This window comes from Photobacterium frigidiphilum (genome assembly GCF_003025615.1).
GTDB lineage: Bacteria > Pseudomonadota > Gammaproteobacteria > Enterobacterales > Vibrionaceae > Photobacterium > Photobacterium frigidiphilum.
Window position 1 is genome coordinate 12,738 of record NZ_PYMJ01000019.1, and the last position, 17,370, is coordinate 30,107.

Here is a 17,370-nt window from a genome sequence, read left to right on the forward strand (position 1 = left end):
TTCTTACACTAATTAAGAGCCCTGGCGAAAGTTGGGGCTTTTTTGTATATAGATTTCATAGTCTCAACACGTTACATTGAAATGATTGGTGACATCATTTATCCAGGGAGAATAAACGCAATGGTTAGAATTGCGATTGCAGGTGCGGCAGGGCGTATGGGCCGTCAGTTATTGAAAGCAACGGTAAACTCAGAAAAAGCAGCATTAGGTGTTGCGACTGAACGTTCTGAATCAACGCTCATTGGGGTCGATGCGGGTGAATTGGCTGGTATTGGTAATGTAAGCATTGCGATTGTGGATGATCTTGCGAAGGCAGCTAACGATTTTGATGTGTTGATTGATTTCACTGCCCCCGCGGTGACCTTGGCGAATATTGAGTTGTGTAAGCAATATGGTAAGAAAATCGTTATTGGAACGACGGGTTTTTCAGAGGAAGAACGTGCGCTTATCGATTTAGCAGCCAAAGACATCGCGATTGTGATGGCACCTAACTACAGCGTGGGCGTTAATCTCGTCTTTAAGTTGCTAGAAAAAGCGGCGAAAGTCATGGGTGATTATACAGATATCGAAATTATCGAAGCACACCATCGCCATAAAGTGGATGCACCATCTGGAACTGCCATAGGTATGGGGGAAGCGATTGCGGGTGCAATGGGCAATAAGTTGAGTGATGTTGCTGTATATGCTCGTGAAGGTATTACAGGTGAACGTACACGTGATGAAATTGGCTTTGCAACCATTCGTGCTGGCGATATTGTGGGTGAGCATACCGCTATGTTTGCTGATATTGGTGAGCGAGTTGAAATTACGCACAAAGCCACCGATCGTATGACCTTTGCAAATGGCGCAGTACGTGCTGCGGTATGGCTTGCAGATAATCAATCGGGCTTTTATACCATGCAAGATGTGCTTGGGCTTGATGATCTTTAAGCGTTAGCCTGAAACTTGCGTTATTCCCTAAAGGTATTTTATAAATGTTTATGCATCATGTTTGTTTTGGTGCATAAACAGTGATTTTTATACACGCTTCCTTCCCGCCTCATTTCTTTATTAATAATTGCTTACTTTTGTGTGAATAGTTTCGCTTTATAGGTGTAATTCACATAAACCCCCCGTTAGTAAGGCTAAACTCGTAATAGCTGATCGTTTGCTTCGCATATTAATTGTTTAGTGATTCTTCTTTGGTTGCGCAAACGATAAAGTGTGACTTGCTCATAAAATTAGTCCTGTATTTTACCTTAAATCTTACTATTTCTATCGTTTGGGTGCGTTTTTTCTCTAAAGTCGATATATTTCACACTTATTTTGGATTGATTCTTGACAGTTTTAGCAGCGATCCATAGAATGCGCGGAATTTGTCAAAATTCAGTTTGACTTGGGTTTCGACTTTGTATGGAATGGGTAGTTGCAAGTTTATCTATTTTAATTGCATTTTTATTTTTTTTGGAGGTTGTCTTGAGCAAATCTGCGCTGTTAGTCCTTGAAGATGGGACTGTGTTCCGTGGTATATCCATTGGGGCAGATGGTTCGGCCATTGGTGAAGTTGTTTTTAACACCTCGATGACGGGGTATCAGGAAATTCTCACTGACCCTTCTTATTCCCAACAGATTGTAACGCTTACCTATCCCCATATTGGCAACACCGGAACAAATTCCGAAGACGAAGAATCTACTTCAATCCATGCGCAAGGTTTGGTAATTCGTGATCTACCCCTCCTAGCTTCAAACTTCCGTAATGAACGTTCCCTTTCTGATTACCTTAAATCACAAAACATTGTCGGTATTGCCGAGATTGATACGCGAAAGCTAACGCGTATTCTTCGTGAGAAAGGCGCTCAGAATGGCTGCATTATGGCGGGTGATAACCTTGATGAAGCATTGGCATTAGAAAAAGCAAAAGAATTCCCAGGCTTGAAAGGGATGGATCTTGCGAAAGTGGTAACAACGGCTGAAACATACCAGTGGAAGCAAGGTTCATGGACATTGCTTGATGGTTTGCCTGAGGCAAAAGATGACAGTGAACTGCCATACCACGTTGTTGCTTATGATTTCGGTGCTAAGCGTAATATCTTACGAATGTTAGTTGACCGTGGTTGTCGCTTAACGGTTGTGCCTGCTCAAACGTCGGCAGAAGACGTACTGGCAATGAATCCAGACGGCGTATTCTTGTCGAATGGCCCTGGTGACCCTGAACCATGTACGTATGCGATTGAAGCGACGAAAACATTCCTTGATATAGGTTTACCGATTTTTGGTATCTGCCTTGGTCACCAAATTCTTGCTCTGGCAAGTGGTGCGAAGACAGTAAAAATGAAGTTTGGTCACCACGGTGCTAACCATCCGGTTAAAGATATCGACCGTGATGTGGTAATGATCACGAGCCAAAACCACGGTTTTGCTGCTGACGAAGCAACATTGCCAGATACGCTGCGTGCAACACACAAATCCCTGTTCGATGGTTCTCTTCAAGGTATCCACCGTACAGATAAGCCAGCATTCAGCTTTCAGGGACACCCTGAAGCGAGCCCTGGTCCAACGGATGCAGCACCATTGTTTGACCACTTTATCGAGTTAATTAAGTTTTCTGTTAATGAAGCACGCAGCGCCTAAGCCGGAGTAGTAAGAAATGCCAAAACGTACTGACATAAAAAGTGTTCTGATTATAGGTGCTGGTCCGATTGTTATCGGTCAGGCATGTGAGTTTGACTATTCAGGTGCACAAGCTTGTAAAGCGCTGCGTGAAGAAGGTTACCGAGTTATTCTGGTTAACTCGAACCCTGCAACTATTATGACTGACCCAGACATGGCCGATGCAACCTACATCGAGCCAATTCACTGGGAAGTTGTGCGTAATATCATAGCGAAAGAGCGCCCTGATGCTGTATTGCCAACAATGGGTGGTCAGACTGCACTTAACTGTGCACTAGAACTTGAAAAACGCGGTGTACTAAAAGAATTCAATGTTGAAATGATTGGTGCTACAGCTGATGCAATTGATAAAGCTGAAGACCGTTCACGTTTTGACAAAGCAATGAAATCTATCGGTTTGGAGTGTCCTAATGCCGATACTGCCAAAACAATGGAAGAAGCTTACAAAGTTCTCGATATGGTGGGTTTCCCTTGTATCATTCGTCCATCGTTTACGATGGGTGGTTCCGGTGGTGGTATCGCTTATAACAAAGAAGAATTTGAAGAAATTTGTACTCGCGGTTTAGATCTTTCACCGACTAACGAATTACTTATCGATGAATCGTTAATTGGCTGGAAAGAATACGAGATGGAAGTTGTTCGTGACAAAAACGACAACTGTATCATCGTATGTGCGATTGAAAACTTTGATGCGATGGGTGTTCACACTGGTGACTCAATTACGGTTGCACCAGCACAAACACTAACAGATAAAGAATACCAGTTGATGCGTAATGCATCGCTAGCGGTACTGCGTGAAATTGGTGTTGAAACGGGTGGTTCAAACGTACAGTTTGGTATTAATCCGAAAGATGGCCGTATGGTTATCATCGAAATGAACCCACGCGTATCGCGCTCATCTGCGCTTGCTTCTAAAGCGACAGGTTTCCCAATTGCAAAAATTGCGGCGAAACTGGCGATTGGTTACACCCTTGATGAGCTAATGAACGACATCACGGGCGGTGCGACACCTGCATCATTTGAACCGACTATCGATTATGTTGTAACGAAGCTTCCTCGCTTCAATTTTGAAAAGTTTGCGGGTGCTAATGACCGTCTAACGACACAGATGAAGTCTGTGGGTGAAGTGATGGCGATTGGTCGTAATCAGCAGGAATCATTACAGAAAGCATTGCGTGGCTTAGAAGTTGGCGCAACAGGCTTTGATGAAATGGTTGACCTAGACGAACCAAACGCAATGAGCAAGATTCGTCATGAGCTGAAAGAACCAGGTGCCGAGCGTATTTGGTACATTGCTGATGCATTCCGTTCAGGTATGTCGGTTGATGGTGTATTCAACTTAACGAATGTTGACCGTTGGTTCTTGGTGCAAATAGAAGACATCGTTAAAGATGAGCAAAAAGTTAAAGATAACGGTTTTGCGGGCCTAAATGCCGTTGAACTTCGTAAGCTCAAGCGTAAAGGTTTCTCTGATGAGCGTTTAGCGAAATTGCTCGGTGTTGCACAGAGTGAAATTCGTAAATTACGTGACCAGCACGACATTCACCCAGTTTATAAGCGCGTTGATACTTGTGCGGCTGAATTCTCTTCTGACACGGCTTACATGTACTCTACATATGATGAAGAGTGTGAGGCACAGCCAACAGATAAAGATAAGATCATGATTCTGGGCGGTGGCCCTAACCGTATCGGTCAAGGTATTGAATTCGATTACTGTTGTGTACATGCATCATTAGCGTTACGTGAAGATGGTTATGAAACAATCATGGTTAACTGTAACCCTGAAACGGTTTCAACTGATTACGACACATCAGATCGTTTGTACTTTGAACCAGTAACACTAGAAGATGTGCTGGCTATTGTGCGTGTTGAAAAGCCAAAAGGCGTTATTGTTCAATACGGTGGTCAAACACCACTTAAACTGGCTCGTGAACTTGAAGCCGCTGGTGTACCGATTATTGGTACTAGCCCTGATGCTATCGACCGTGCAGAAGACCGTGAACGCTTCCAGCAAGCAGTTGATCGTTTAGGTCTGCTACAGCCAGAGAATGCCACTGTTACAACAATGGAACTGGCAATAGAGAAATCACGTGTTATTGGTTTCCCATTAGTTGTGCGTCCATCGTATGTCTTAGGTGGCCGTGCGATGGAAATTGTTTATGACGAGCAAGATCTTCGCCGTTACTTCAATGAAGCGGTAAGTGTTTCTAACGAATCACCAGTACTGCTTGACCGTTTCCTAGATGATGCAGTTGAAGTCGATGTTGATGCCATTTGTGATGGCGAGCAAGTTGTTATCGGCGGCATCATGGAACATATCGAACAAGCGGGTGTTCACTCAGGTGACTCAGCATGTTCACTGCCTGCTTACACGCTAAGTAAAGAAATCCAAGACGTAATGCGTGAGCAAGTGAAAAAGCTAGCATTCGAGCTAGGTGTTCGTGGTTTGATGAATACCCAGTTTGCAGTGAAAGATAACGAAGTTTACTTAATTGAAGTTAACCCTCGTGCTGCGCGTACTGTCCCATTTGTTTCGAAAGCAACGGGTGCACCGCTAGCGAAAATTGCTGCACGTGTAATGGCTGGTCAATCTCTTGAATCTCAAGGTTTCACCAAAGAAATCATTCCACCGTATTACTCGGTTAAAGAAGTGGTTCTGCCATTCGACAAATTCCCTGGTGTTGATCCACTGTTAGGCCCAGAAATGCGCTCAACGGGTGAGGTTATGGGCTTTGGTGATACTTTCGCAGAAGCATTTGCTAAAGCTGATCTTGGTTGTGGTAAAGAGTATGAAGATGGTGGTCGCGCACTATTATCAGTACGTAATAATGACAAGCAACGTGTTGTCGATTTAGCATCTAAGCTTATTAAGCTTGGTTACCAGCTAGATGCGACGCATGGTACCGCTGTGATTCTAGGTGAAGCGGGTATTAATCCACGCCTAGTGAACAAGGTACACGAAGGTCGTCCTCATATTCTTGACCGTATCAAGAACAATGAATACAGCTATATTGTGAACACGGCAGAAGGTCGTCAAGCGATTGAAGATTCTAAAGTACTTCGTCGCGGCGCGTTAGCTGAAAAGGTGAATTACACCACTACGCTAAATGCTGCATTTGCAACGTGTATGGCTCACACTGCCGATGACCGTGGCCACGTTACATCTTTGCAAGAGCTTCACGCTCGTATTAAGGCATAATCACTACCATTAAGATGCAATCTTAACGGTATATTGCTTATATTTTAGAAACCCACCTTTTGGTGGGTTTTTTTATATTCGCGAATTAGGCAGGTAGGCGTGGTAACCATCACAATTTGTATCACTTTTAACTCATATAGATCTTGAACTCAGAATTGAATTGCGTACAATTACCGACGTCGCAACAAGCGGCAAATTTTGGAGATTTCAATGAACGATACCGACCATCCTCCGAGTATGAAGGTGGAAAATCAAACCCTTTAATGGTGTCGGTCTCCTATGTTTCCGATCCTGCTAGGGTTCGGAATAGCTTGTCCTTATTTGTATATTTTTTTATACCCAATCTGACAATATTTCCTCGATTTTCTTCCTTTATTCTCAATGTTGAATTATGTCAATAAGTCGTAAATGACAGGCATTTTGCTGTTGTTTGTAGCGCTATTTTTTAGTATTACAGCAAAGAGTAAAAAGCACGTTTACCTTGTATCGTGGCAAAATTTTGATGGTCGTTACTGTAACTATGCCAATCGGGAGATTCGCCATGGCGGTAATGAACTATGCAGCAGATGCTGTAACGGAAAACTATGGTCAGAATGATATTCTGGCTGCACGAAATGCATTTTTAAAATACACCTTTGATGAACAAGCGAAATTATTAGTTGTGATGCCAATGACAGAGGCCACTGGTGTGCTCCATGAGTGCCCGCTACGTCATGTCCAAAACCTACTTGATCGGTTAGATGAATTGGGTGAAGAAGTGCGTATGCGCCACTTAGCGAGTGGGCTTGGTTTGCTGTGCTCTGAAGCTGAGCCTGCTGGCCATTATCTGAAAAACAGTGTGATGAGCCATGTACGTGAGCGTATCGGTTGGATTGTGGGGTTGGCTTTACTCGGTATTGTTTCCGGTTTAATTATCTCTCATTATGAAGATACATTAAGCCAGTTAGTATTACTCGCCATCTATATGCCCGTTATTGCGGCTGCTGGTGGTAATACTGGCTCGCAAGCAGCAACCCTGGTGGTAAGGGCGCTCGCGATGGAAGAGATACGGTGTAAAGACTGGCTACTCGTATTGTGGAAAGAATTTCGCGTATCAATCATCATGGCTAGCGTATTAGCCGCGGTGATTATGGGGCGTGTGATGATGTTCAGCGATAGCAGCTCGTTGCCTGCAGGTATGAACCTAGAAGATATAGCAATGGCAATTGGCATGGCAATCTCGCTTCAGGTTGTATTATCAACGAGTGTCGGTGGTGTACTGCCAATGGTGGCACGGGCATGCCGGTTAGATCCTGCTGTATTGGTTAGCCCTGTATTGGCCTCTGTGGTCGACATCACCGGTATGATGATTTACTTTACCACCGTCAATTGGATGCTTGGATTATCGTAGCATTAAGCTAGAAATCATAACGAAAGCCCTAACGTATTTGATACGTTAGGGCTTTGTTGTTTTAAACCGCAGGTTTATCTAAGTTCTCTTAATATTCGTTATAAATACTTAGATATAAGGCTTTTTCAAATTCAGTGATGGGTGGCGTGGTAGGTTTATCATTCGTCGAATTGTCTGGCGGAAAATAGTTATTTACCAATTGGACAAACAACAGTGCTTTACCTGATTGGGTCTTAATCATTCCTGCTAGATTGTAACTGCCATATAACGATCCACTTTTGGCGACTATATTGCCCTTCAGTGGCGCTTGGCGAAGACTTTGTCGGTAAAGTAACGTGCCACTTTCTCCTGATACTGGCATATTTTTCAGTAAACCCAGTGAAGGGTTGTTATAGAGGTGAGTGATCACTTGCATCAGTGAGCTTGCTTTTATGCGGTTATTACGCGATAAGCCTGAACCATCGACCATTACAGTATCGGTTAAGTCGATATTGGTTTGTTCCTGTAAAATGGCTTTGATTGCTGCCACGCCATTGTTGAATGTGCCTGCTTGTTTAAAGTATTCACGCCCTAATGTTTTGGTTAAGTTATCAGCGATTAAGTTGTCTGATTTCTTCAGCATAATATCGATCAGTTCCGACAGCGGTGCCGATTGATGACGTGCAATGCGTTTACCTTTTATATTGTCATTTCGTAGAATTTTGCCTTTTAGCTGGATCCCCGTACGTTTTAATTCCTGCTGAATCACTGCAGCGGTATAGGCTTCGGTATTTTGCACGGCAAAGTTTAACGGCAGTGGTTTCTTACTTTGTGGTAAACAGCCACTTAGCTGATAGTTGTTACTCAGATTTGCAACTAATTCTAATTCGCAGTGTTGTTGTTTTTGTTGTTCTTTTGTCACGATAAGCGCATTCGTTGTCGCTTTAATCGGCTGGTGACTGGGAATGTTAATACGCGTTTTCTGACCGATCGCTTTATTACTGTATAAAGCGCCTTGTACACAGTTGTGTTCAAGTGTAATGCTGCTTGATGGCGCACTGTAGCAAACGCCTAAAATATCCCATGGCCAGCCAGCTGCGCGCTCATAACCGGAGAAAGCATTGCCGTTTAGGTATAGGTTACCTTTGATCGTTGAAAGGTTATTTTTTTTCAGTGTTTTCAATAGCGAGGCGAGTTCAGTACGGGATAGTGTTGGATCGCCAGTAAAGCGAAGAACCACATCGTTAGTACTCACTTCAAGATCGGTATTAAAGCGGTAGTTGTCATCAAGATAGAGCTTAGCGGCAAGCGCTGTGATCACTTTTTGTGTGCTCGCTGGGGCTTGTAATTGCTCTGTACGCTGAGAATAAAGCACCTGATTGGTTGCAGGGTCAACGATCATTAACGCTAAATCGTGCCCGTTAGGCAGTTTATTGATGGCGGCTTGGGGATTGAACGCAGCCAGTGAAGGCAGACTCATAACGAGCAGTGACAGTGATAAGATTTGTTTAAACATGAGTATGCACAATTATCTGAAAAGAATAGTGCTAATCATATAGTAGATATACCCAAGTTACCTCAAGATACAGGAAACGAACATCTTGAGGTAGCTTGGGTATAAACATAAAAAAACGCAGATCTTACGATCTGCGTTTTTAAAAGTATCAGCGTTAAGCTTAACTAATCCAAGTGGGATTAGAAGTCGTAACGTGCACCAAGAACGAACTCATCTGAAGCTTGTGCTTTAGTAGTTGAGCTATTAGCATCAAGTAGGTTGAACTTGTAAGATGCGTAAGTACGGAAGTTCTTGTTGAAGTAGTAAGTACCGTCAATAGCGATAGAATCTCTAAGGTCAGATGCATCGCCTGACGCGTTAGAATCTTCTAGGAAGTTGTAAGTAGTAATGAATACTGCTTTACCGTATGTGTAAGCTGCTGCGAATTCGTAACCAGTAGATTCATCGATTAGATCGTTGTTAACTACAGTGTTACGTGAATCTTGGTAAAGACCAGAGAAGTAGAAATCGCTGATTGTGTAAGAGATAGCACCGAATGCTTGCTTACCAGTTTTGTCTTGACCATCTTGACCGTCTTGCTCGCCGTAGCCAGCACCAAAGCCTAGACCCATGTCCATAGCGTACATTGCTGCAGCAGAGTAACCTTCAGTGTCTTCGCTACCGCCAAATACGTAGTTCGCTTTAACTGTTAGGTTGTCGCCATTAAGGTCGAAAGAACCCACGTAGCTAAGGTTGTTGTCTGTACGGTCAGCAGCAGCAAGTTTGTTACCCGCTTCGTTACCGTGGTATGCCATGATATCTGTAAAGTCAGTGATCATGCCTAGAGAACCGTCAGCTTTACCGTATACTAGCTGACCGTATTGGCTGCCAACACCAGCGTATGCATAACGTGTTTCGTCGTTGTCGCTGTCAGCGCTGCTGAATTCTTTTTCAAAGAAACCAACACCGTAGAAATCTTCAGTGATGTCTGTTTTACCAGCAACGTTAATACGTACGCGGCTCTTATCAGACACTTCGCTGCTTGTTTTGTTGCTGTTGTCTTTTTCTACGTCAGCTAGTACTGCACGCGCTTCAAAACGACCGCCAACTGCTAGGCTAGATGTTTCGTCTGAGTAAACTTCTGCTGCTGTTGCTACAGAAGAGATAGATGCTGCTGCTACTGCTAAAGCAATCAGTTTCTTGTTCATTGCCGAATCCTTTTTAAAATTATTTTATTTATGTACATTTAAGTTCCAAATGCATGGCGTTCTTTTTACTTGTCTATTTTGTTTTTTGTTAGTAAAAAAAACTGAAAAATACTACATGGGGATAATCTGAGAGCTATATTTGTATTTATCCTTTTATTTATCAGTGTTTTATTTAATTGTAAAAAAGTTCGATGCTGTCGTGTTGATTTAGTTGTATTTAGAGTTTTGTTGATATCTTTTCTGATGTTTAAATCGTTACTGTTGATTAAATTGTGAGGTTTAACACATCTTTATGCTGCTTGGTTGTGTTACAGGCTGACTTTTGTAAGAGTTCAGTAATAATGACTTTCGAAGGTGATCTCTTTGCCATCTTTGTTTAAAATGACAGTAACCCTTTAAACCCTGCTGGTTCAGCCAATGCTGGTCTGGCTTTTTTTACCCTAAGAGTAACGAGCGTCTTGGGGTGCACTGAGGTAGTAATATTTATGGAAAAGGTTCCAATGACTGTGCGTGGTGAACAAACCCTACGTGAAGAACTGGAGATACTGTTAAAGCGTCGCCCTATTATTTCAAAGGCGATTGGTGAAGCTCGTGAATTGGGTGACTTAAAAGAGAATGCTGAGTATCACGCAGCGCGAGAGGAACAAGGTATTTGTGAAGCACAGATTCGAGATATCGAATATAAGCTTTCTGTATCTCAGGTTATTGATGTCACTAAAATGGAAAATACCGGCAAAGTGATTTTTGGTACGACTGTTAAGCTTATTGATATTAATACTGATGATGAACTGACGTATTGTATTGTTGGTGATGACGAAGCAGATATTAAGAAAAACCTGATTTCCGTTAACTCGCCGATTGCTCGTGGGTTAATCGGTAAGCTTGAAGGTGATGAAGTGTCTATTCATACACCGGGTGGCGTTAAAGAATTTGAAATCGAGCAAGTTCAATATCTTTGATTGATAGCGGTTTGAGCAATAAAGCGGTAATGAAATTTAACTGTTAGCAAATGTTACATTTGAACGGTTATTTTTAGCGTAGATGTTACAATTTCATAATGAGTGGATGTAAAAAAGGCCGCATTGGCGGCCTTTTTTATTTGCGAGGAAGTTCGATTTTTCGTTCTTCCGTTTGACGGTAAAGAACGAGTGTTTTACCTATTAGTTGAACTTTGTCCGCTTTCGTTTCGCGAATGATTGCATCAACAATCAATATTTTGGTTTCGCGGTCTTCAGTAGCAACCTTGATTTTGATTAGCTCATGGTGATTAAGCGCAATTTCGATTTCAGCGATTACTGCTTCAGTTAAACCGTTTGAGCCCATAAGAACAACAGGTTTTAGATTATGAGCAAGGCCTTTAAGGTGTTGCTTCTGTTTGGTGCTTAGATTCATGATGACTCTATTTTGTGAATTAGGGTTGAAAACACGACATTCTAACGCCATCTAGACTAGAAGACTAATTTGTTTAGTATACGCAGAACATTTTCAACGCAGTATACTGGATAAATACATCAACTCATTAGGTTTAGTATGAGTAGAAATAAACAATCGGCCAGCTCTGGTCGTTGGCTAAAAGAACATTTTGATGATAAATACGTCCAAGAGGCACAAAAAAGGGGCTATCGCTCTCGTGCCATCTTTAAGATTGAAGAGATTCAAAAGAAAGATAAATTATTAAAACCTGGCATGACAGTGGTTGACCTTGGTGCTGCACCTGGCGGTTGGTCACAGTACGCCGCTGAAGTGGTTGGTGATGAAGGACAAGTTATCGCATGCGATATTTTGTCGATGGATTCATTACCGGGCGTCAGCTTCTTGCAAGGGGATTTTCGCGAAGAAGCGGTGTTAAGTGCATTGTTAGAACGCATTCAACCAAACATGGTTGATGTCGTCCTTTCAGACATGGCACCAAATATGAGCGGTAACCTTGCTTCAGACCAACCTAGAGCAATGTATCTTGTTGAACTAGCATTAGATATGTGTCGACAAGTTCTTGCTCCGAATGGCAGCTTCGCTGTTAAAGTTTTCCAAGGTGAAGGCTTTGATCAGTATTTAGCTGAAATTCGTAACATGTTCAAAGTAGTAAAAATAAGAAAACCGGATTCTTCTCGAGATCGCTCTCGTGAGGTCTATATTGTGGCTACAGGTTACAAACTGTAGTACTCTACATTCATCTTTAAGTTATTGCGGGGCTAACACCTTGAGTGACATGGCAAAAAACTTGATTTTGTGGTTGGTTATCGCTGTGGTTCTGATGTCTGTCTTTCAGAGCTTCGGTCCTAGTGATAGCGCTGGCCGTCAAGTCGATTATACGACGTTTGTCCGTGAAATCGGTCAGGATCAGATAAGGGAAGCACGATTCAACGAGCGTGAAATCACCGTATTTAAGCGTGACAACACGCGATACGTCACTTATCTGCCTGTTTTTAACGATCAGAAACTACTAGACGATCTTATCAACGCTAATGTGAAAGTGTTGGGTACTCCACCTGAAGAGCCAAGCTTACTTGCTTCAATCTTCATCTCGTGGTTCCCAATGTTACTTCTTATTGGTGTTTGGGTTTTCTTCATGCGTCAGATGCAAGGCGGCGGCGGTGGCAAAGGCGCCATGTCGTTCGGCAAATCTAAAGCACGTATGATGAGTGAAGACCAAATCAAAACAACGTTTGCAGATGTTGCAGGTTGTGATGAAGCAAAAGAAGACGTTAAAGAGCTGGTTGATTATCTACGCGATCCAAGCCGTTTCCAAAAGCTAGGTGGTAAAATTCCAACAGGTATTTTGTTGGTTGGTCCTCCTGGTACGGGTAAAACGCTGTTGGCAAAAGCAATTGCCGGTGAAGCGAAAGTACCGTTCTTCACTATTTCCGGTTCTGACTTTGTTGAAATGTTCGTTGGTGTAGGTGCATCTCGTGTACGTGACATGTTCGAACAAGCCAAAAAAGCAGCGCCTTGTATTATTTTTATCGATGAAATTGATGCTGTAGGTCGTCAACGTGGTGCTGGTGTTGGTGGTGGTCACGATGAACGTGAACAGACATTGAACCAAATGCTTGTTGAAATGGATGGTTTTGAAGGCAATGAAGGTGTCATTGTTATTGCTGCGACAAACCGTCCCGATGTATTGGATCCAGCATTACTTCGACCGGGTCGTTTCGACCGTCAGGTTGTGGTTGGCTTGCCAGATGTACGTGGTCGTGAACAGATTCTTAAAGTTCACATGCGTAAAGTACCGCTTGAAGGGGATGTTGAACCATCTTTGATTGCTCGTGGTACACCTGGGTTCTCTGGTGCTGATTTGGCAAACCTTGTGAACGAAGCGGCGTTGTTCGCAGCTCGCGGTAACAAGCGTGTTGTTTCAATGAAAGAGTTCGAATTGGCGAAAGATAAAATCATGATGGGCGCAGAGCGTAAATCAATGGTTATGTCTGAAGACCAAAAAGAATCAACGGCATATCACGAAGCGGGTCACGCAATTATTGGTCGCTTGGTACCGGATCACGATCCAGTGTACAAAGTATCAATTATTCCACGTGGTCGTGCGTTGGGTGTGACAATGTACTTGCCTGAGAAGGATCGTGTTAGTCACTCTCGTGAATTCCTTGAATCTATGCTTTCAAGCCTTTACGGCGGACGTTTAGCTGAAGAGTTGATCTACGGTGTTGATAAAGTGTCTACTGGCGCTTCTAACGATATCGAACGTGCTACAGATATTGCACGTAAGATGGTTACTCAGTGGGGTTTCTCTGAAAAGATGGGACCTGTACTTTACTCTGAAGATGAAGGCGAAGTCTTCCTAGGCCGTTCAGTTACCCAGACTAAACATATGTCTGATGATACTGCTCGTGCTATTGATATGGAAGTTCGTGCTCTTATCGACCGTAACTATGAACGTGCTCGTGAAATTCTGGCTCAAAATATGGATATCATGCATGCAATGAAAGATGCATTGATGAAGTATGAGACGATTGATGCTGCTCAAATCGATGATTTGATGGCGCGTAAAACAGAAATTCGTGCACCGAAAGGTTGGGGCGATACTGACGATGTAATGAAGTCATCACCAGAGTCAGCACCTGAAGCTAAAGCAGAAGCTAAAGTTGAAACTGAAGAAAAGCCAGTTGCAACTGACAGCGAAGAGCTAAAGCCAAAAACAGAACAAGCACCAAAAGAAGACGATAAGCCTCAAGCTTAATTGCCTTTCAAATATTAAAGCCCCGAACTTGTGTCGGGGTTTTTTTTATTTAAATTATCATGGAGTAATGATTCGTGATTTTGACAAGCAAAGAAAAAACACTCGATTTGTCTTACCCCCATACGATGGGGATCTTAAATGTTACCCCTGATTCATTTTCAGATGGGGGGAAATTCAATCAATTTGATCATGCGCTGCGGCATGTCGAGGCAATGCTAGAGGCTGGAACCAGTATTCTCGATATCGGTGGTGAATCGACTCGCCCTGGTGCCGCAGATGTTTCAGAAGAGCAAGAGCTTGAACGTGTTGTACCCATTATTGAGGCAATTCGGCAGCGCTTTGATTGTTGGATATCAATAGACACGAGTAAAGCGCTTGTGATGACGGAAGCGGTTACTGCAGGTGCTGATTTGATCAATGATGTGCGCGCATTACGTGAAGAGGGGGCATTAAAGGCTGCAGCAAAAGCCAATGTTCCGATTTGCTTAATGCATATGCAAGGCCAGCCACGTACAATGCAGGCTCAACCACATTATGATGATTTATTCACAGGTGTGAGTGAATTTCTTGTTGAAAGAGTGGCGGCATGTGAAAAAGCAGGCATTGCCCGTGAACAGTTGTTATTGGATCCAGGGTACGGTTTTGGTAAAACCTTGGAGCATAATTATCAATTGCTGGCACATTTAGATAAATTTCATCAATTTGGACTCCCTCTTTTAGTGGGGATGTCTCGAAAATCAATGATTTCAAAGTTGTTGAATAAACAGCCAAGTGAGTGCCTTGTCGGCAGCTTAGCATGTGCAACAATTGCAGCAATGAAAGGCGCGCAAATAATTCGCGTTCATGATGCACAAGAAACTGTCGATGTGCTAAAAGTGTGTCGTATGACGCTGGCACAAGAATAAAATCAAGCGTGATTTCAATGTGATAACGTTGTTTTTTTAAACGCTGATATTTATAGAATCACGTTAAAAAATAAAAGAAATTGCTAGGAGCATATATAATGGCGGAACGTAAGTTTTTTGGTACCGATGGTATTCGTGGATTGGTTGGCGAAGGTCCTATTACCCCCGAGTTTGTACTGAAGTTGGGTTGGGCTGCTGGGCGTGTTTTATCTCAGCAAGGCACCAAGAAGGTATTGATTGGTAAAGATACGCGCATTTCTGGTTACATGCTTGAATCTGCATTAGAAGCCGGTCTTGCTGCGGCTGGCCTGCAAGCCGCATTTACTGGACCTATGCCAACACCTGCTGTTGCATACCTTACGCGTACCTTCCGTGCTGAAGCGGGTATTGTCATTTCAGCATCGCATAACCCGTATTATGATAACGGTATTAAATTCTTTTCATCGGAAGGCACAAAATTACCTGATGCGATTGAATTAGCGATTGAAGCTGAAATGGAAAAACCACTGACTTGCGTTGAATCAGCAATGCTAGGCAAGGCATACCGTATCAATGACGCAGCTGGTCGATACATCGAATTTTGTAAGGGTACTTTCCCTTCTCAATATGATCTTTCTGAGTATAAAATCGTTGTCGATTGTGCTCACGGTGCGACGTACCATATTGCCCCTAATGTATTCAGAGAGCTTGGCGCTGAAGTGATTACCATTGGTTGTGAGCCAAATGGTACAAACATTAATGACCAAGTTGGCGCAACCGATGTACGTGCATTACAAGCTAAAGTATTGGAAGAGAAAGCCGATTTTGGTATTGCTCTTGATGGTGACGGCGATCGCGTGATCATGGTTGATAATGAAGGCAACAAAGTGGATGGTGACCAAATCGCTTATATTGTTGCCCGCGATGCATTGCGCCGTGGTGAACTAAAAGGTGGGGTTGTTGGTACATTAATGACTAACCTTGGTATGGAAGTTGCCCTGAAAAATTTAGGTATTCCCTTTGTTCGCTCAAAAGTAGGCGACCGTTATGTAATGGAAGAACTGCAGAAGCATAATTGGTTAATTGGTGCAGAGAATTCAGGTCACGTTATCTTATTAGATAAAATCACGACAGGTGACGGCATTGTTGCTGGCTTGCAAGTGATGGCGTCAATTGTTGGTAGTAAGATGACATTGAAAGAACTTAGCGATGGCATGACACTGTTCCCGCAAGTGTTAGAAAATATTCGCTTCAAAGGCGAGGGTAATCCGTTAGAGTCTGATGCTGTTATTACAGCGCAAAAAGCGGTTGAAGCTAAGTTGGGTGATACTGGCCGTGTTCTATTACGTAAGTCTGGTACTGAGCCTTTGATTCGCGTTATGGTTGAAGGCGAAAATGCAGATTTAGTGCAGCAATACGCACTTGAAATCGCTCAAGCAGTTAAAGATAACTGTTAAGCATTGGTTTAATATCATCCGTTTTTTATTTTTAGGTGATATTTAATAGTTTGTGTCGGTTTTTGTTTAAATGTTGTACAAGTGGCTCGCCTTAATAACTATTTGATGAAATAGTGCTTGTCACATCTACATGCATTCGCTAGTATTCTCCCGCTCCTTAGTGATGGGAGTGCGCTGGCAGTACTACAACAAAAGCCGGCACAGCAAAATTGACAATAGGTGGAACCCATGTACGAAATTCTACTTGTGATTTATCTGTTGGCTGCGCTTGGTGTTATTGGCCTAGTACTGGTTCAACAAGGTAAAGGCGCGGATATGGGAGCTTCATTTGGGGCTGGTGCATCAGGAACTCTGTTTGGCGCTAGCGGCTCTGGAAACTTTCTGACCCGAATGACTACAGTTTGTGCGGCAATTTTCTTCATTATTAGTCTTGTTCTTGGCAACATGAGTGCAAAACAAGCATCTGAAAAAAGTGGCTGGGAAGATCTGAGTGGTAACGTAAACTCAGAGCAAGTTGTAGAAAAAACTGAGACTGCGCCTGCAAATAGCGACATTCCTCAGTAATAAAAGATTTAGCCGAGATGGTGAAATTGGTAGACACGCTAGCATGAGGTGCTAGTGCCGCAAGGTGTAGGGGTTCAAGTCCCCTTCTCGGCACCATTATACTGGTTACTTGTAATAGTAACATCTGAGCGATATAATACGCTTAGATTTCGGACGCGGGATGGAGCAGTTTGGTAGCTCGTCGGGCTCATAACCCGAAGGTCGTTGGTTCAAATCCAGCTCCCGCAACCACTTTCCCGAAAAGCGACTATCCTATTTAATAGAGATGTTGTTTTTCTATCACAGCTTGCTGTGGTAATCAGGGTCCAGTAATAAAAAACCCCGTATTCGGGGTTTTTTATTATCTGAAATAT

Annotated in this window: 13 protein-coding genes and 2 tRNA genes; 12 read left to right on the forward strand and 3 right to left on the reverse strand. The window is 43.0% G+C overall.

The window, feature by feature from the left end:
* The first annotated feature begins 120 nt into the window (after positions 1-120).
* From dapB to C9J12_RS17300, 4 genes are all read left to right on the forward strand, one after another.
* Positions 121-930, forward strand: a complete 810-nt coding sequence (gene dapB, locus C9J12_RS17285) for a 4-hydroxy-tetrahydrodipicolinate reductase (RefSeq protein WP_107243851.1) — start codon at positions 121-123, stop codon at positions 928-930.
* A gap of 525 nt (positions 931-1,455) precedes the next feature.
* Positions 1,456-2,610, forward strand: a complete 1,155-nt coding sequence (gene carA, locus C9J12_RS17290) for a glutamine-hydrolyzing carbamoyl-phosphate synthase small subunit (RefSeq protein WP_107243921.1) — start codon at positions 1,456-1,458, stop codon at positions 2,608-2,610.
* Between the two features lie 16 nt (positions 2,611-2,626).
* Entirely contained in the window at positions 2,627-5,848 is a 3,222-nt protein-coding gene (carB, locus tag C9J12_RS17295) for a carbamoyl-phosphate synthase large subunit (protein ID WP_107243852.1), read from the forward strand.
* Between the two features lie 541 nt (positions 5,849-6,389).
* A complete protein-coding gene (locus C9J12_RS17300) occupies positions 6,390-7,238 on the forward strand; it encodes a magnesium transporter (protein WP_107243853.1) in 849 nt (282 codons plus the stop codon).
* A gap of 88 nt (positions 7,239-7,326) precedes the next feature.
* Here C9J12_RS17300 and dacB read toward each other — a convergent pair whose 3' ends face one another.
* Complete coding sequence (dacB, locus tag C9J12_RS17305; protein ID WP_107243854.1) at positions 7,327-8,733, reverse strand: serine-type D-Ala-D-Ala carboxypeptidase; 1,407 nt, start codon at positions 8,731-8,733, stop codon at positions 7,327-7,329.
* A gap of 179 nt (positions 8,734-8,912) precedes the next feature.
* Positions 8,913-9,920, reverse strand: a complete 1,008-nt coding sequence (locus C9J12_RS17310; RefSeq protein WP_107243855.1) for a porin — start codon at positions 9,918-9,920, stop codon at positions 8,913-8,915.
* 485 nt (positions 9,921-10,405) lie between these two features.
* Here C9J12_RS17310 and greA point away from each other — a divergent pair, with 485 nt between their 5' ends.
* On the forward strand, positions 10,406-10,879 hold the full coding sequence (greA, locus tag C9J12_RS17315; RefSeq protein ID WP_041393886.1) for a transcription elongation factor GreA: 474 nt from the start codon (positions 10,406-10,408) through the stop codon (positions 10,877-10,879).
* Positions 10,880-11,015: 136 nt separating this feature from the next.
* On the opposite strand, the gene yhbY is transcribed toward greA, so the two are convergent.
* A complete protein-coding gene (gene yhbY, locus C9J12_RS17320; protein ID WP_107243856.1) occupies positions 11,016-11,312 on the reverse strand; it encodes a ribosome assembly RNA-binding protein YhbY in 297 nt (98 codons plus the stop codon).
* 138 nt (positions 11,313-11,450) lie between these two features.
* On the opposite strand from yhbY, the gene rlmE reads away from it, so the two are divergent.
* The 7 genes from rlmE (at position 11,451) to C9J12_RS17355 (ending at position 17,248) form a co-directional block, all read left to right on the forward strand.
* Entirely contained in the window at positions 11,451-12,080 is a 630-nt protein-coding gene (gene rlmE / locus C9J12_RS17325; RefSeq protein WP_107243857.1) for a 23S rRNA (uridine(2552)-2'-O)-methyltransferase RlmE, read from the forward strand.
* 40 nt (positions 12,081-12,120) lie between these two features.
* Positions 12,121-14,112, forward strand: coding sequence for an ATP-dependent zinc metalloprotease FtsH (gene ftsH, locus C9J12_RS17330; RefSeq protein ID WP_227876388.1), 1,992 nt, complete (start codon positions 12,121-12,123; stop codon positions 14,110-14,112).
* A 74-nt stretch (positions 14,113-14,186) separates the two neighbouring features.
* On the forward strand, positions 14,187-15,017 hold the full coding sequence (gene folP, locus C9J12_RS17335) for a dihydropteroate synthase (protein WP_107243859.1): 831 nt from the start codon (positions 14,187-14,189) through the stop codon (positions 15,015-15,017).
* A gap of 98 nt (positions 15,018-15,115) precedes the next feature.
* Positions 15,116-16,453 (forward strand): phosphoglucosamine mutase, encoded by a 1,338-nt coding sequence (gene glmM, locus C9J12_RS17340; RefSeq protein WP_107243860.1) that lies wholly within the window; start codon positions 15,116-15,118, stop codon positions 16,451-16,453.
* Positions 16,454-16,681: 228 nt separating this feature from the next.
* The gene (gene secG, locus C9J12_RS17345) at positions 16,682-17,017 is read left to right on the forward strand and encodes a preprotein translocase subunit SecG (RefSeq protein ID WP_107243861.1); all 336 of its coding nucleotides are present in this window, start codon (positions 16,682-16,684) and stop codon (positions 17,015-17,017) included.
* Between the two features lie 11 nt (positions 17,018-17,028).
* Positions 17,029-17,113, forward strand: a tRNA-Leu gene (locus C9J12_RS17350).
* A gap of 58 nt (positions 17,114-17,171) precedes the next feature.
* Positions 17,172-17,248 (forward strand) — tRNA-Met (locus C9J12_RS17355).
* The last annotated feature ends 122 nt before the right edge of the window (positions 17,249-17,370 follow it).

Coding starts and splice junctions, on each gene's coding strand:
- C9J12_RS17300 (WP_107243853.1), top strand. CDS start 6,390: ATGGCGGTAATGAACTATGCAGCAGATGCTGTAACGGAAAACTATGGT.
- C9J12_RS17310 (WP_107243855.1), bottom strand. CDS start 9,920: ATGAACAAGAAACTGATTGCTTTAGCAGTAGCAGCAGCATCTATCTCT.
- rlmE (WP_107243857.1), top strand. CDS start 11,451: ATGAGTAGAAATAAACAATCGGCCAGCTCTGGTCGTTGGCTAAAAGAA.
- secG (WP_107243861.1), top strand. CDS start 16,682: ATGTACGAAATTCTACTTGTGATTTATCTGTTGGCTGCGCTTGGTGTT.
- yhbY (WP_107243856.1), bottom strand. CDS start 11,312: ATGAATCTAAGCACCAAACAGAAGCAACACCTTAAAGGCCTTGCTCAT.
- greA (WP_041393886.1), top strand. CDS start 10,406: ATGGAAAAGGTTCCAATGACTGTGCGTGGTGAACAAACCCTACGTGAA.
- dapB (WP_107243851.1), top strand. CDS start 121: ATGGTTAGAATTGCGATTGCAGGTGCGGCAGGGCGTATGGGCCGTCAG.
- dacB (WP_107243854.1), bottom strand. CDS start 8,733: ATGTTTAAACAAATCTTATCACTGTCACTGCTCGTTATGAGTCTGCCT.
- glmM (WP_107243860.1), top strand. CDS start 15,116: ATGGCGGAACGTAAGTTTTTTGGTACCGATGGTATTCGTGGATTGGTT.
- carB (WP_107243852.1), top strand. CDS start 2,627: ATGCCAAAACGTACTGACATAAAAAGTGTTCTGATTATAGGTGCTGGT.